The sequence below is a fragment of the Bacillus sp. JK106 genome, from assembly GCF_053663355.1.
In genome coordinates this window covers 335,084-349,381 of the sequence record NZ_JBSJQC010000004.1, presented here as the reverse complement: position 1 = coordinate 349,381, position 14,298 = coordinate 335,084, and the positions used below count along the sequence as shown (strand labels likewise).

The 14,298-nt window shown below is 41.5% G+C and carries 13 protein-coding genes and 1 pseudogene; 3 read left to right on the top strand and 11 right to left on the bottom strand.

Going from position 1 to position 14,298, the window contains the following annotated elements; translation table 11 throughout:
* Window positions 1-173 precede the first annotated feature (173 nt).
* On the top strand, window positions 174-701 hold the full coding sequence (locus tag ACWJJS_RS17085) for a DinB family protein (RefSeq protein WP_454023731.1): 528 nt from the start codon (window positions 174-176) through the stop codon (window positions 699-701).
* A gap of 258 nt (window positions 702-959) precedes the next feature.
* Here ACWJJS_RS17085 and ACWJJS_RS17080 read toward each other — a convergent pair whose 3' ends face one another.
* The 3 genes from ACWJJS_RS17080 to ACWJJS_RS17070 form a co-directional block, all read right to left on the bottom strand.
* Window positions 960-1,493, bottom strand: a complete 534-nt coding sequence (locus ACWJJS_RS17080) for a cupin domain-containing protein (RefSeq protein ID WP_102422373.1) — start codon at window positions 1,491-1,493, stop codon at window positions 960-962.
* A 347-nt stretch (window positions 1,494-1,840) separates the two neighbouring features.
* Window positions 1,841-2,878 carry a flavin-containing monooxygenase gene (locus ACWJJS_RS17075; RefSeq protein ID WP_454023730.1) on the bottom strand — a complete coding sequence of 346 codons (1,038 nt, stop codon included), beginning with the start codon at window positions 2,876-2,878 and terminating at the stop codon, window positions 1,841-1,843.
* A gap of 63 nt (window positions 2,879-2,941) precedes the next feature.
* On the bottom strand, window positions 2,942-3,883 hold the full coding sequence (locus ACWJJS_RS17070) for a cation diffusion facilitator family transporter (RefSeq protein ID WP_167859911.1): 942 nt from the start codon (window positions 3,881-3,883) through the stop codon (window positions 2,942-2,944).
* A 194-nt stretch (window positions 3,884-4,077) separates the two neighbouring features.
* Between ACWJJS_RS17070 and ACWJJS_RS17065 the strand changes: the two are divergent.
* Window positions 4,078-4,376: pseudogene (locus ACWJJS_RS17065) on the top strand (VOC family protein).
* A 77-nt stretch (window positions 4,377-4,453) separates the two neighbouring features.
* Here the strand turns inward: ACWJJS_RS17065 and ACWJJS_RS17060 are convergent.
* The 7 genes from ACWJJS_RS17060 to ACWJJS_RS17030 form a co-directional block, all read right to left on the bottom strand.
* Complete coding sequence (locus tag ACWJJS_RS17060; RefSeq protein ID WP_077721848.1) at window positions 4,454-5,800, bottom strand: FAD-binding oxidoreductase; 1,347 nt, start codon at window positions 5,798-5,800, stop codon at window positions 4,454-4,456.
* A gap of 399 nt (window positions 5,801-6,199) precedes the next feature.
* The gene (locus tag ACWJJS_RS17055) at window positions 6,200-6,520 is read right to left on the bottom strand and encodes a hypothetical protein (protein WP_070081414.1); all 321 of its coding nucleotides are present in this window, start codon (window positions 6,518-6,520) and stop codon (window positions 6,200-6,202) included.
* Between the two features lie 300 nt (window positions 6,521-6,820).
* Entirely contained in the window at window positions 6,821-7,006 is a 186-nt protein-coding gene (locus tag ACWJJS_RS17050; RefSeq protein WP_015388652.1) for a hypothetical protein, read from the bottom strand.
* A gap of 311 nt (window positions 7,007-7,317) precedes the next feature.
* A complete protein-coding gene (locus tag ACWJJS_RS17045) occupies window positions 7,318-7,620 on the bottom strand; it encodes an NUDIX hydrolase (RefSeq protein WP_454023729.1) in 303 nt (100 codons plus the stop codon).
* A 180-nt stretch (window positions 7,621-7,800) separates the two neighbouring features.
* Window positions 7,801-9,099, bottom strand: a complete 1,299-nt coding sequence (locus ACWJJS_RS17040; protein WP_102422369.1) for an MFS transporter — start codon at window positions 9,097-9,099, stop codon at window positions 7,801-7,803.
* A gap of 92 nt (window positions 9,100-9,191) precedes the next feature.
* Window positions 9,192-10,580 (bottom strand): aminotransferase-like domain-containing protein, encoded by a 1,389-nt coding sequence (locus tag ACWJJS_RS17035; RefSeq protein WP_454023728.1) that lies wholly within the window; start codon window positions 10,578-10,580, stop codon window positions 9,192-9,194.
* A 233-nt stretch (window positions 10,581-10,813) separates the two neighbouring features.
* Window positions 10,814-12,061 carry an allantoate amidohydrolase gene (locus ACWJJS_RS17030; RefSeq protein WP_454023727.1) on the bottom strand — a complete coding sequence of 416 codons (1,248 nt, stop codon included), beginning with the start codon at window positions 12,059-12,061 and terminating at the stop codon, window positions 10,814-10,816.
* A gap of 126 nt (window positions 12,062-12,187) precedes the next feature.
* On the opposite strand from ACWJJS_RS17030, the gene ACWJJS_RS17025 reads away from it, so the two are divergent.
* Entirely contained in the window at window positions 12,188-13,084 is an 897-nt protein-coding gene (locus tag ACWJJS_RS17025) for an AraC family transcriptional regulator (RefSeq protein ID WP_003156118.1), read from the top strand.
* 39 nt (window positions 13,085-13,123) lie between these two features.
* On the opposite strand, the gene ACWJJS_RS17020 is transcribed toward ACWJJS_RS17025, so the two are convergent.
* Entirely contained in the window at window positions 13,124-14,284 is a 1,161-nt protein-coding gene (locus tag ACWJJS_RS17020) for a M20 aminoacylase family protein (RefSeq protein WP_454023726.1), read from the bottom strand.
* Between the last annotated feature and the right edge of the window lie 14 nt (window positions 14,285-14,298).

Genomic DNA, 14,298 nt, shown 5'->3' with positions numbered 1-14,298 from the left:
CAGTTTCAGATAATTCAACATGTCAGATGTAAAGGCCGACACACAAAAAAAAGCAGGCAAAGAGAGCCTGCTTCATTGCTTCATCCTATAGCGATTCATTCTTTGGATTGCTTGACAAATAAGAGTAATAAGGCAAACTAAATATAAAAATTGTACTAATGAGGCGGGGTTTTATGATTTTAGATTTAAAAGGTGAAACGCACATGGATCATCTTGTGGGAATGCTGTATTCTGCCGTTAATGAAAATTACTGCCGCTTAATATCCATTGTGTCAGACATGTCACAGCAAGAGATCGATTATAAAGGACCAAATCAAACATACAATAGTACAGCTCAGCTAATAAGACACTTAGCATATGTTGATCTCAACTGGATATTTAGAATAAAGGGTGAACCGATACCAAAGCAGCTTGAAGAGAAGTATGGACCAATGTTAGATCAGAACAATAAGATCCCTTTCATTTCCGGTGTTTCATTAAAACAAATTCTCACTGATTATGAAGAAGTATTCAGCATGTTTAAGTCTGTTTGTTATCAGCTAACTGACGATCAGCTGAATCACACAGTAGATTATGAAGCAGATAAACAAGCAACCATTCAATGGGGAATATGGCATATGGCAGACCATAATAGATATCATCAAGCTCATATTAATCAGCTTCGCAAATGGTTTGAAGAGAAACAGAAACTTGACAGTTAATGCCGCTTAGTAGGAGGAGCAAGGATAAATTTATTACAAATTCATGTTCACTGACTGCCAATCAATTAAAATGGTCAGACAAAAAACCACATTTGCTGTTGAAAAGTTGTGGAATAAAGCATCGCATCAACTGCACTATGACAAGCTGAAACGTTAATATTTTGTGTTTCAGCCATTCAATCGCTATATTTGATCATGCTGTCCCAATACGATTTTTTTTATAGTCTTTGCAGCAGCAAAGTCCTCTGGAATCCTATACTAATCTTCCGCAGCCGCTGCATCGGCCTTTGTCACATGAACTGTACCAAACGGATGGTTGGGAGGAGCGTAAATTGAATATAGTTTTAACGGCGTATTACCCGTATTAATCACATTGTGCCACGTGCCGGCAGGGACAACAATGGCATAATCATCATAGACATTTCTTCGGAAACTTAAATGATCTTTACTCTTGCCCATTTTAACTAGCCCTCGGCCTTGCTCAATCCGTAAGAATTGATCTACGTTAGGATGGATCTCCAAACCGATATCTTCTCCAATGCCAAGACTCATCAAAGTAATTTGAAAATGCTTTCCTGTCCATAGGGCCGTACGGAACGTATTGTTTTGTTTTGCGGCTTTATTGATATTCACGACAAATGGTTTTGGTCCATAATCTTTCAAGAGAAGGTTTCTATCTTCGTATGAAGGATCATAGTTATTTGGAACAGTCCAATAAACAGATCTTCCATCGCTATACATCGGTACGTTCACACAATAATAATATTGATGCGAAAAAGGTATATAATACATTTTTCATCCCCGCAATTTTAAATTTTTGTGATATTATCCTATGCGTTTTGTAATGAGAGTGTGCCACACTAAGGAATTCCCTTGTTCAGCCTAAAAGACTGAAGTTAGCAGAATCGTTTTGGCCACAAAACCCGTTTGCATAAAAAATACCAAAGGCCTGTAACTCTTGGTAACACTGTTGCAGCCGAGAAACTTAAACCTGCCCGGGGTATGCACTCACCAGTCCGACAACCAAGAGATATTGTGTTTTCTGTTCCACAAGCCGATTAAAACAGCCACAGTCACATAAATGGACGTATTCAACACAAAAAAGAGCAGTAAACCCGTAAGTTACTGCTCTCCTCAGTCTATCCACCGTTCATTTGTTTTACAATGTATTCAGCATCATTTCCTACACCTTGAAGCAGCGCCGAACCTCGCCTATGCTGCCAAGGCAAACCAATAAAGTACAATCCCTCCGCAGCTGAAACACCCCGGTGATGTATAATTCGGCCTTCCTTATCCAAAACACCTTCTATTTTCATCCACCAAAGCGGATTCTTAAAACCAGTTGCCCAAATAACATTGTTTACTTCTATTGAAGATGAGTCTTTAAAAATGATTTCATTCTGCTTTCCGGCTATGACTCTTTGTTTTAAGATGATCTTCTTCTGTCTTATTGCATGTTTTAATTCATACCCAAATATGGGGTCGCCTTTCTTTTGAATGAACTTGCCTAATATTGATGTATGACTTGCATGTAAAACTCCTAATTTATCAAACCACCAAAAAATGCTTCTTTTTCCAATCCATAAAGGAAAATAAACCGGTTTATTACTGCAAGCCAAATATGTAACTCTTTCTTTGGATAATTCAACAGCTATCTGAGCCCCGCTATTCCCGCCGCCGACTACCAGTACATTCCCAGGCTCCAGTTGTTTTGAATGTTTATATTGTGAAGAATGTAATTGACGAATATGACCGGCTACATCTTTTGATATTGATGGAATGTTAGGGGTATGAAAAGGGCCTGCGGCCACCACCAGATTCTTCGTTTGATATTCTTCCCGGTTTGTTTTTATTAAGAAATAGTTGTTTAATTTTTGGACACTTATTACTTCTGTCCGTAATTGGATCGGGATTTCAAATCTTTCAACATATTTTTTCAGATAAGCAGCAATTTCATTTTTTGAAGGGAGTCCATGCTTGTCTCCTTCAAGCTGCATTCCCGGCAAAGAGCTGTACATTCGAGAAGTAAATAAGACCAATGAGTCATACCGGTTTTTCCAGCTTTCCCCCACTTCATGACTTTTATCCAAAATGATAAACTTTTGTTCCGACTTCTTTAGATAATATCCTACTGAGATTCCTGCCTGACCGGCTCCGATTACTATCGTGTCGTACATATGAATCCCCCCTCCGGTTTTATCTTAATTGTCAGCAGACAAAGTGAGTCCCTATCTCCTCCTTTAATGATGATGATGGTCACGCGGATTCTCAGTTTGGGCCTGACAAAGAATCGTATTGTCGTGATTATGCGCAGCTGTTTCCATTTGAATGGTTACATGTGTAATGCCTTTATCTCCAAGTTCATGTTCAATTTTGCGTAAAATACTTTCACTTTCAGAAATGGTCAGCTGATCGTTAACAACAGCGTGGCAGGAAAGAGCATTCAATCCGCTTGTGATAGACCATATGTGCAAATCATGAATACTTTGAATTCCTTCTGTCTCTTCAATTGTATGAATGATGTCAGTGACATCGATATTTTCCGGAGTTCCTTCCATTAATACGTGAATGGAGTCTTTCGTCACATGGTAACCGCTTCTCAGCACAAGAATAGCCACAATGACACTGGCCGCTGGATCTGCCCAGCTCCACCCGAAGAAGATGATAAGGATCGCAGCCAGTATGGCACCTACAGATCCGAGCATGTCACTTATCACATGTAAGTAAGCTCCTCTAATGTTCAGGTTATTCTTTGTATCTCCGCCGTTCAGCATAATCCAAGCGACCAATATATTCACAGCTAACCCGATGATACTAATCGTCAGCATGCCGGTTGTTGCTACCTCCGGCGGATGAGAGAAACGTTTGATTGCTTCATAAATGATATAAAGGGAAATCAATATTAATGCAACACCGTTGATCACAGCTGCAAGAATCTCAAATCGTTTGTAGCCGAATGTCTTATGATGACTTGCCTTTTTTTCGGCCAATTTAAAAGCAATCAGAGCCACCATTAATGAGATTGAATCACTCAGCATATGGCCTGCATCTGACAAAAGCGCTAAACTATTGGTTAAAAATCCGCCTATCGCTTCTATTATCATATAACCTGTAATCATGATAAAAGAGATCAATAAAACCTTCTTATTGGATCCGGCAGCGTGATTGTGATTGTGACCCATAAAAATCTCCTCCTTATCTAATACACTGTATTTATTATTTCTTTTCTGCTATGAAGCATTCTAACACGGACACAAAAATAACCTTATATGATTATGTGCTCATATAAGAATATATAAGTTCTTTACTGAAATGTCAAAATATTTTCAATGAAAATGTTTCTTATCATTAGCTTAGCTTGGGAGGTTGCATTGCTATGAAGCCGCGGATTACAGTAATTACTTTAGGCGCAGACAATTTAGAAAAATCGCTGCACTTCTATCGGGATGGCTTGGCTCTGCCTACAGAAGGAACAGCCGGTACAGATTTGAACGACTTGCAAACGGGACTGAAACTTGCCCTTTGGGACCGCAAAAACATCGCACATGAATCAAACGTTACGATAACTGATCCCGCTCATGAACTTTTTGTGGCGGATACGCCGTTCACTTCCAAGACCCCGACGGGCACTTGTGGGAAATCGTTTGGAATTCGCACTGGGATGCAAGTGAATAACCAAATTTTACAGCAACAATAAAAACACACCTGAATGTTCTGGTGTGTTTTTTATTTTGTTTCCCACAACGATCAACCTATTTATACGATGGCGGGATGCTTTGCGGAAAACGGAATACATTTTCGGGATCGTATTTCGCCTTTATTCTTTGAAGCCTGGCAAAGTTTGAGCCATAATATGCTTTTCCGAAATTTTCAATATTTTGATCCGGAACATTCACATATGAACCTGTTACATATGGTTTCATCAGCTGACGCACTCTTTCAACTGATGCAAGATTCGAAGCTTCTTGTGATTTATTTTCCCAACTGGCCGTCCATTCCGTATAAAATAATGGACGGCGCCAATAGAAGGCTGTTTCACTGCTTGGAACTCTGCTTATCGCGCCGCCCCAATTGATAAAAAAGAAGTTGGTTTCTGTCCCAGTCGCTTTTTCTAAAAATTGTCTCATTACTGCAATAGGTTCTTCCGGCCAAAGATTGAGCGCCCACGCCGAGGAGAATTTAACACTCTGATCAGATCTGCCGGGAATCGGTTCGTCAGGATCTAAGAAATCTATACAATCCGGGTAGTATAGTGTTTTGATTACTGTTTGTGCCGGCGTTCCGGCATTTAATAAAGGTTTTAATAATTGAACCAGCTCCGGTTTTGAACCGAGGAACAATCCTTCCGCATGGCACAAACCATTTACTTTGCTGTAAATCTCAAGGTAGCATCCTAATCGTTCGTCTGTAAACGGCGCCCATTTTTGCCACGCTTTAAATACCGTTTCTAACTGTTCCCACGGCCAAATGATATTAAAGACGGTTGCGGTTTTAGGGGCACGGTGAACTTTGAATGTATATTGGGTGTTATATCCGAAATTGCCTCCCCCGCCGCCTCTGGAAGCCCACAGTAAATCTTCATTGCGGGAATGATTTGCTTGAATGATCCTGCCTTTGGCATCTACCATTTTCAGTGCGAGAAGGTTATCACTTATCAGGCCGATCGATCGTGAAAGCACTCCAAATCCGCCTCCCATCGTGATTCCTCCGATTCCGACGGTTGGACTGTCTCCGAACGGGGCCATAAAACCTTCCCGAGCTAAACCTTTTACAAGCGGGCCGACGTGAATGCCGGTTTGAACGGTTGCTACCGCGTTTTTTTCATCTAAGAAAACGTTATTCATGTCACTCACATCAATAACAATCCCATCACTTACCGTGGAAAGATTTTTATCCAGAGCATGGCGGCCGCTTCTGACACGTAAAGGCACATTCTTCTCACGAGCCCATTTAATAGCATTACTTACATCGTATGAATTTTGTGCAAAAACAAAGACAAGCGGACAGACATCAACATAAGGGTTCCAATTCTTAACCGCCTGTGTATAGCCGGGGTCCCCTTTGAAGATGACACGTCCCGTTAACTGTGCTGATCCCATCTATTTCACTCCCAATAAGCATTTGATTCCGATACCAGTATATGCAGGAATTGGACAAATTCTTAGACAGATGTTCTGCAAACTTAAAAATAGATACATATACGCGAAGATGATATAAAAACAAAAAAAAGACAAGAGCGGCAACCTACCGAAACTCTTGTCTCTCCTGCCTTTTTATCATGATAGGCACTTACATTTATCGGCGTGATATCCCGACCTGACTATGGAAGTCCATAGAACATTATGTTTGCCCTGCCATGGGTGGTTCTGCTGAGACACCGGCTGAGCAATCTTTCTGTTTGATCCCCCGACAAGAATCTTTTTCTTTATCGTTTTTGCACCCCTGTACGGATAAAATCAATACACATTGAATCTTATCTTTTACATGATGAAAAGCTCTTATTTTTTCTTCTTGTGCTTACGTTTGCAATCATGTTTTTTCTCTTTCTTATGACGTTTTTTACATTTCGCTTTGGCTGCTAATTTTGCCGCTTCTACCTTTGCTTCTGCTGCTGCTTTTGCTGCTTCTGCCGCTCTGGCTCTTGCTTCTTCCGCCCTTGCTATGGCTTCTTCCGCTCTGGCTCTCGCTTCTGCTTCTCTTGCCGCTTCCGCTCTTGCTGCGTCGTCCGCCATATCAAAATCATGACCCAGGTCACAGGCTTCATTGTATGGCTTTTTCTTCGGAACGTACTGTTGATCTTCACCTTCGTTATAATACATTACGCCACTCCTTCTCTCATTTTTTAATCTCTACATACTATGTAAAGAAAGAACTGCAGCTTGGACTGGTATTTTGATGAACCGGCACATTTTTAGGGCAATTTTCATTTATCATTGCAACAGATTCTGGATGCTTGATGAAACTTGAATGATTTTGACGATTATCATAAACAGCTTAAAAAGGGAGACTACGAAAAAACCAAGGGGTTAAACCCTTGGTTTTTTTGTGAAAATGATAAAAAGGATGCTGCACGCTGCAGCACCCTTTTTATTGAACGAGTGGAAAGTATTTTTTGGCTTTTAGTTTGCTTGCTGTGTTTGTTTTACTGGTTCTTTGCTAAAAAGTCCGACAATGTTCCACAAGATAATTGCAGCAGCTATGATTACACGAGCCGTACTGACTTCTTGGTTAGTAAACAATTTATAGCCATATATTGATCCCAATGCTGCTATGCAAAAAATATTGAACCATTTACTCCAACGCAATTAGAAAACTCCTTATAAAATGATTACATTTCCAAACAATGTATTATAATATCAACAAAATTTTTCAATATTTAACCTTAAATCATTCTTAAGTGTCGTTCAAGTAAAAATCATTATTACTATTTTGTTTTTTCCTTGAAGAACGAGTACCTTACCCCTTCACCCTCCACAACCATTAATCAAAGTACGGGATTATCAGTATATTGTTCCCTGATTGTTATACAGCGCATTTCCTTTCATAAGCTTTTTAATCCCTTCGGTGTAATAAGGCAATCGTTGACTTGCCTGTTCAATATCAACCCATTCTATTTTCAATATTTCTTGAGCATTTTGAATCCCTTCTTTCCCTCCTGTAACTTTTGCTTCAAATGTAAAAAATATATGGCGTGATGATTTCTCTTTATAAATTTCACTTCATTAACAGCTAGTATATTCCCAATTTCAACTTCCAGCCCTGTTTCTTCATATACCTCACGTACAGCTGCTTCTATTAGATTTTCATTAAGCTCAACTTTTCCGCCTGGAAGTGACCAATGCCCCTCATGATTATCTGCCATTACTATCTGATTGAACTCATTTCTAATCAATGCGTATACAACTTTAACTTCTTCCACATGACTCTCCTTTACTAAAAATATTTCTTAACCGCTTATTTATTTTCCATATATTTACTATAAAGAATATAAAGGGATATAACAGCTAACCCTTGGTATCATTGAGATGCAGCCGGGAGGACTTACGCTTCATGGGTTTTTCAACCACGGGAGCCTCGCACTGCTTTTAAACATAAGATACTATCCCTTACTTCCAAGCGACCATATCACCACCGGAATTAATAATAACGATAATATCCCTCCGCCAAGTGATAATGTCAGGTAACCGGCACCTGCTACGACCATTCCGGACAATGCTCCGCCGGCGGCTCCGGACAACGCAATCAAAACATCCACAGTACCTTGGGTTTTAGCCCGTGTTGACGTTTCAGTTGAATCAACAATCAGTGCCGTTCCGCTTATCAAACCAAAATTCCATCCTAACCCGAGCAAAGAAAGAGCAATGACCATAAGAATCATAGAATCTCCCGGTGCAAATGCTGATATGAGCCCTGCCAAAAGCAGCGTCATTCCGGAAGATACAGCCATTACAGTACGGCCTAATTTATCCGCAAGCACACCTGTCACCAAAGAAGGGAGATACATGGCGCCTATATGAAAACCGATAACAAGACCTACCGCTCCTAAGCCATGGCCGTGATGTCTCATATGGACCGGTGTCATTGTCATAATAGCAGTCATTACAATTTGAGTAAGAATCATAACCGCCGCACCCGCAATAATACCTTTTTTGTTCTCTGTGTGTTCGTCAGCGGTCACTTGTCCTCTATCATCAGGTGTTTGGCCGGCAATTTCTATTGTTCTTGCTATGACTAAAGGGTCAGGACGTAGCATGATGAAAAGAGTAACACCTGCCAACATATATGCTGCCGCCGCTAAAATGAATGGACCCGCCAGTGACGGAACACCAATGGAGCGAGCGAAGTTCCCCATTACATTCACTAAATTCGGGCCTGCAACGGCACCGAATGTGGTAAAAACCATAGTCATACTGACAGCAGTCGCCCGCTGTTTATGATTTGCCAAGTCCGTACCCGCATAACGGGCCTGCAGATTTGTCGCTGTTCCCGCACCATAAATAATCAAAGAAGCAAACAGCAGAAACACACTATTTAAAATAGCCGCAATGATGACTCCTATCGCTCCCAGTCCGCCAATCATAAATCCGGCTGAAAGACCTGTCCGGCGGCCGTAACGCTGAGAAAGCCTCCCCACAAATAACGCGGCGCCTGCTGATCCTAAGGTAAATAAAGCAGAGGGCACACCGGCAAACGCATCTGTACCAAGCATTTGCTGTGCAATAAGCGCACCGACAGTCACTCCGGCCGCCAACCCTGCGCCGCCGAAAATTTGTGAAAGACTGACGACAAACAAAGTACGCTTATATAATCTTTTTTGTTTATCAGGAGAACCTATGAATTGCTCCAATAATGCCGATTGAGTATCTGACCCTTTTGCACTGTCTTTGTGAAGCATAATCCGACCTGCCTTTCTATAACCTCCAACAGATTTGGATTATCATAACACGCACAAAAAAACCATACAATATAGTAATTGTATGGCGGACAATATTAGATATGCTCATCCAGCAGGCGTTTAAGAATCAGCAGTCCCTGCTCAAGCTCCCCAAGCGTTTTCGGTGCACAGACAGACACCCTTACAGCCCTTTCCGGACAACTGTTCCCGACGACAAAACGTTCAGCCGCGTATACTTGCACTCCATGCTGTGCGGCTGATTTTTCAAATGCAGCACCTGTCATATTTCCGGGTAACAGTAACCATCGAAAGATTCCCGTCTCAGCACCTGCACACGTATAGCCGTTTAAATATTGATCGACCATTTTGTTTCTGCGAATAGTCTGTTCACGATGACTGTCAATTAAGATTTCAAATTGATTCGATACGATCGTGCGTGCAGTGAGTTCTGCTAACAGCGGGGAAACGGTTATATTTAAATTGTAAAGCGCCTTTGAAATCGGCTCCTTATATTGACTCGGGACGGCGACATACGCCATCCTTAACCCTGGTGCCAGTGATTTTGATAAACCGGCAATGTGAATGACCTGTTCCGGTGCAAATGATGCGATGGCCGGAAGCGGATTCTTGCCAAGAAGATGGTACGAGGCATCTTCAATAATGAATTGGTTATATTTTTTTGCAATTTTCGCGATCATTTTTCGATTCTCAACAGACATAAAGGACGCTGTCGGATTATGATAATCCGGGATGAGGTAGATGCCTTTAATATTTTCATTTTTACACGCGTACTCAAATGAGACAGGGCTCATTTCATTGTTCTCTGATTTGATCGGCACAATTTGCACACTCAGCATTGAAGCGGCCGTTTTCAAGCCTGGGTATGTATGGTGATCAACTCCAATGCGGTCTCCCGGTTTACAAAGACTCGCCAATGCCGCGGCAATCGCATTTTGCCCGCCGTTTGCAAATAAAATGTGATCAACGGACGTTTCAAATCCGCCTCTTCGAATCAGCTTAACAGCCGCATCTTTCTGCCAAAGACTTTCACCCGTCCGGCCATAGCCAAACCACTTTTCATAACCTTCCTCTTGCAGCATACTTTTCAGCTGGAGCAGCAGCGGCTCATAAGAAGCCTGATCCAGAAGCGTCGCCCCCATTTCAATCAGATGCTTCGGCTTTGTATCCTCCAGCAGATACGCATTCGATAACGCATCATAAGCAACAAATGTCCCGCTCCCGACAGAGGCACTCAGCAGACCCTTTAACTCGCAGACTTTAAAAGCCTTTGAAATGGTGCTTACATTTAAATCCAAAAAATCAGCCAGTTCTCTCTGAGGAGGCAGTTTGGTTCCGGGTAATAAAACTTCTTGTAATATATCCTGTTCTAATTTCTCTGCAATCGCTTTATAAATGGGTTTTTCCGTTTTATCAATCGCCGGCTTCCAGCTCATCGGATAGTTTTCAAAAGAATTGATCGGCATGATATGCATCCTTTTTCATTCAATTATATGATCACACCGTTTATAAAACAATTTTAACAGACGCAAAAGTTGACATAAAAAAAGCCAAAGGCGGTTAAACCTTTGGCATGATTGATACGCCGGGAAAAATTGAACTTTCATCAGAGATATCAATGATGAGAAGAGCTTTTCTGTACGACACTCTCTATCTTCACTCTTTATCTCGATTTGTATTCCTTGATGTTCCCGTTTCCTTAGTTAGAAGAAAGATCACTAACGACATCTAATAATACATTGACACCTGCAGCCAAGTCATGATCTTTCGTGTATTCTTCAGGATTATGGCTGATCCCCTCTATACTTGGAACGAAAATCATAGCCGTCGGACAGATGCGGGCCATCATTTGTGCATCGTGCCCGGCACCGGATGTCATCCGTTTTGACTCCAGTCCCCGTTTATTTGCAGCCCGCTCAATTAATGCAACAATGTTTTTATCAAATACAACGGGATTGAAACGGACTAATTGTTCAGATGTGATAGATACGTTTTCAGCCTCTTCCAAATCTTTCAGGTAATCGGCCAGTGCTGATTCTTCTTCTTGAAGTCTCTTTTCGTCCGGATCTCGCAAATCAACTGTAAGTGCTGCCAATGATGGAATGACATTGATAGCATTTGGCTCAAAACTGATTGTTCCGACCGTGGCGACAGTTTGGCCGTTAGACATATTGGCACGTTTGCGCAAATACGTTATGATTTGTGCGGCTGCATGCCCGGCATCCTGACGCATATCAGTCGGAGTTGTCCCGGCATGATTTGAAACGCCTTGAACCGTTATACACTGCCAGGAAATCCCTTGCAAATTCTCAACGGCACCGACCGGAATGCCTGTTTTGTCTAAAATCGGCCCCTGCTCAACATGAAGCTCAATAAAGGCGTGCGGTGATAAAAAGCCGGGCTTTTCTGTTCCCTCATATCCTATACGTTTAAGTTCTTCACCCAGTTTCGTCCCATCCGTACCGCGGGTCTGAAGCGCCTTTTCTAAAGAAAGTCCTCCGGCGAATACGAGTGATCCCATCATATCTGGAGTATATCGCACACCTTCCTCATTGGTAAAAGCCGCCATGACAATCGGACGCTCCGGTTTGAAGCCGGACTCCTTTAAAGCGTTTATGACTTCAAGTCCCGAAATAACCCCGTAACATCCATCGTAAATACCCGCGTTGATGACCGTGTCGATATGAGAGCCGATCATAATGGGCGCATCATTATTCTGATCAGAACCGTACCATACCCCGAAAATATTTCCGATTTTATCAATCATAACCTCTAAGCCTGCTTCTTCCATCCATGTTACCAATAAGTCCCGTCCCGCCTTATCTTCATCGGAAGCAGCTAACCTTGTGAGTCTGTCATTGCGGTCACGTCCGATTTCACCAAGCTCCTTAAGACGGCTGAGTAAACGTTCAGAATTAATGTAAAGGTTCACATGTTCAGATGCCATTTTGCATTCCTCCCTGTACTGAGTCAATCGCTTCATTGATATAACAATAATGTTATGATATATAAGAATTCATCATCTTAATACCAATATTGGATTTAAAAATATAAGTATATTGAGGTGTTTAACATGCAAACGCAAAACTTTCTGATGGATGACAGTCTGCAAGATTTGACGAAACACCATACAATTGTTATGCCGGTTGCTTGCTATGAAAAAACCATTAAGAACCATTTGCACGGATATATTCCCCTTCATTGGCATGATGAAATTCAATTCGTGCTTATAATAAAAGGAGAAGCGCTGTTCCAAGTAAATGAGGAATGGGTGGTTGTCCGTCAAGGCGACGGGCTGTTTATTAACAGCGGCTGCCTGCATATGACAAAGGAGCATGGCAGTTCAGATTGTCTTTATATCTGTTTAAATGTCTCCCCGCATTTCGTTTTATCACAGGAACTCTACACGACCTATGTAAAACCTTTGATTCACGCAACGAATGTCCCTTACTTATATATCCACGCAGACGACCCTTTAGAAAAAAATATTCTGAATGCTGTATTAGAGATCCACAAATGCATCGAGCAAAAATCACCCTTTTATGAAATAGATATCACGATGAAACTTACGTCTGTTTGGAAACACTTAATCGCCAATTGCTTCCACCTTGAATGTATCGAAACAGAATGGTTGAAGAACCAAAGGATGAAGAATATGCTGAGCTGGATCCATCAGCATTATGCTGAAAAAATCACATTGGAGGATATTGCGAAAGCCGGGCAGCTAAGCCGTTCTGAGTGCTGCCGCTATTTCAAGCGCTTTTTAAAATGTTCTCCGTTACACTACGTTATAGATTACAGAATTCAAAAAAGCTTATATTTATTGCAGCAAAGAGATGCGAGTGTGACAGACATTTCTTATCAAGTTGGTTTTAACAGCACAAGTTATTTCATCAGCAGGTTCAGACATGCCATGAAGATGACGCCGCTGGCTTATAAAAAACAAAAAAACAAAGAAAGACAGCACTGACTGATTCAGTAATTGCTGTTTTTCTTTGTTTCATGTGTTTTAGGATAAGCGAATTTTAACTAATTCCGCAAAATACGCTGCACCGGTTAAAAGAATGTCATCATTAAAATCATATGACGGGCTGTGTAATGGAATATGGCCCTTTTGATCATGCTCATCCCCATTGCCAAGAAAAACAAATACACCGGGAACCTTCTCTAAAAAAGCCGAGAAATCTTCTGAAATCATCATCTGATTTATGTTAGAAGTGACATTCTCTTTTCCGGCTGTTTTGGCAGCAGCTTCAACAGTAAACCCGACATATTCTTCCCAATTCGTCGTTGGAGCAAATTCATGTGTATACTCAAACTGACACTCCGCACCATGCATCTCACAAATCCCAGTACTGATAGTCCTCATTTTTTCTTCGAGAAAACGTCGGATGTAAGGAGAATAACTCCGCGTATCACCTTTGATTTCCACATAAGTCGGAATCGCATTCCTCACCCCGTCTGTTACGATTTCCGTACAGGATATAACGGCAGGAACGCTTGGATCTAAATTTCTGGACACAATAGTCTGTAAGGCGAGAATAATTTGCGACGCTATGACCAATGGATCAATACTCATATGAGGGCGGGCTGCATGAGCGCCTTTTCCTTTAATCCGGATGACAAAGTTATCTTCACCGGCCATAATTCCCCCGGGGCGGGTTGCAAAAGTACCCGCCGGCAATCCAGGCATATTATGCAATCCGTAAATTTCATCGAGCGGAAATTGTTCAAAAAGTCCATCCTCAATCATAGCCCTCGCACCCTTGCCCGGTTCTTCCGCCGGTTGAAAAATAAAACACACGGTGCCGTTAAAATGTTGTCTTTCACTCAATATTTTAGCTGTCCCAAGAAGGATTGCCATATGTCCGTCATGACCGCAGGCATGCATTTTCCCTTTATTTTTAGACACATACGAATGATCTGCTGCTTCAGTGAAGTGTAATGCGTCCAGTTCCGCTCTGATTCCTATAACCTTTGATCCTTCTCCCGCTTTTAAGGTGGCGACTATACCTGTTCCGCCCAGACCCGAACAAACGCTTACTCCCATTTTTTTTAATTCTTCAGCAATATACGCTGAGGTCATGTGTTCTTCAAAAGCTGTTTCAGGTATCATATGGAGGTCATGTCTCCATTTTATTAATTGATCTTTCATTGTGATATCATTCATAAAGACCACTCCAA

Bases quoted from the DNA above. Each gene is read 5' to 3' on its own strand.
- ACWJJS_RS17035 (WP_454023728.1), bottom strand. From the start codon at position 10,580: ATGCCGATCAATTCTTTTGAAAACTATCCGATGAGCTGGAAGCCGGCG.
- ACWJJS_RS17030 (WP_454023727.1), bottom strand. From the start codon at position 12,061: ATGGCATCTGAACATGTGAACCTTTACATTAATTCTGAACGTTTACTC.
- ACWJJS_RS17070 (WP_167859911.1), bottom strand. From the start codon at position 3,883: ATGGGTCACAATCACAATCACGCTGCCGGATCCAATAAGAAGGTTTTA.
- ACWJJS_RS17025 (WP_003156118.1), top strand. From the start codon at position 12,188: ATGCAAACGCAAAACTTTCTGATGGATGACAGTCTGCAAGATTTGACG.
- ACWJJS_RS17075 (WP_454023730.1), bottom strand. From the start codon at position 2,878: ATGTACGACACGATAGTAATCGGAGCCGGTCAGGCAGGAATCTCAGTA.
- ACWJJS_RS17085 (WP_454023731.1), top strand. From the start codon at position 174: ATGATTTTAGATTTAAAAGGTGAAACGCACATGGATCATCTTGTGGGA.
- ACWJJS_RS17055 (WP_070081414.1), bottom strand. From the start codon at position 6,520: ATGTATTATAACGAAGGTGAAGATCAACAGTACGTTCCGAAGAAAAAG.
- ACWJJS_RS17060 (WP_077721848.1), bottom strand. From the start codon at position 5,800: ATGGGATCAGCACAGTTAACGGGACGTGTCATCTTCAAAGGGGACCCC.
- ACWJJS_RS17020 (WP_454023726.1), bottom strand. From the start codon at position 14,284: ATGAATGATATCACAATGAAAGATCAATTAATAAAATGGAGACATGAC.
- ACWJJS_RS17080 (WP_102422373.1), bottom strand. From the start codon at position 1,493: ATGTATTATATACCTTTTTCGCATCAATATTATTATTGTGTGAACGTA.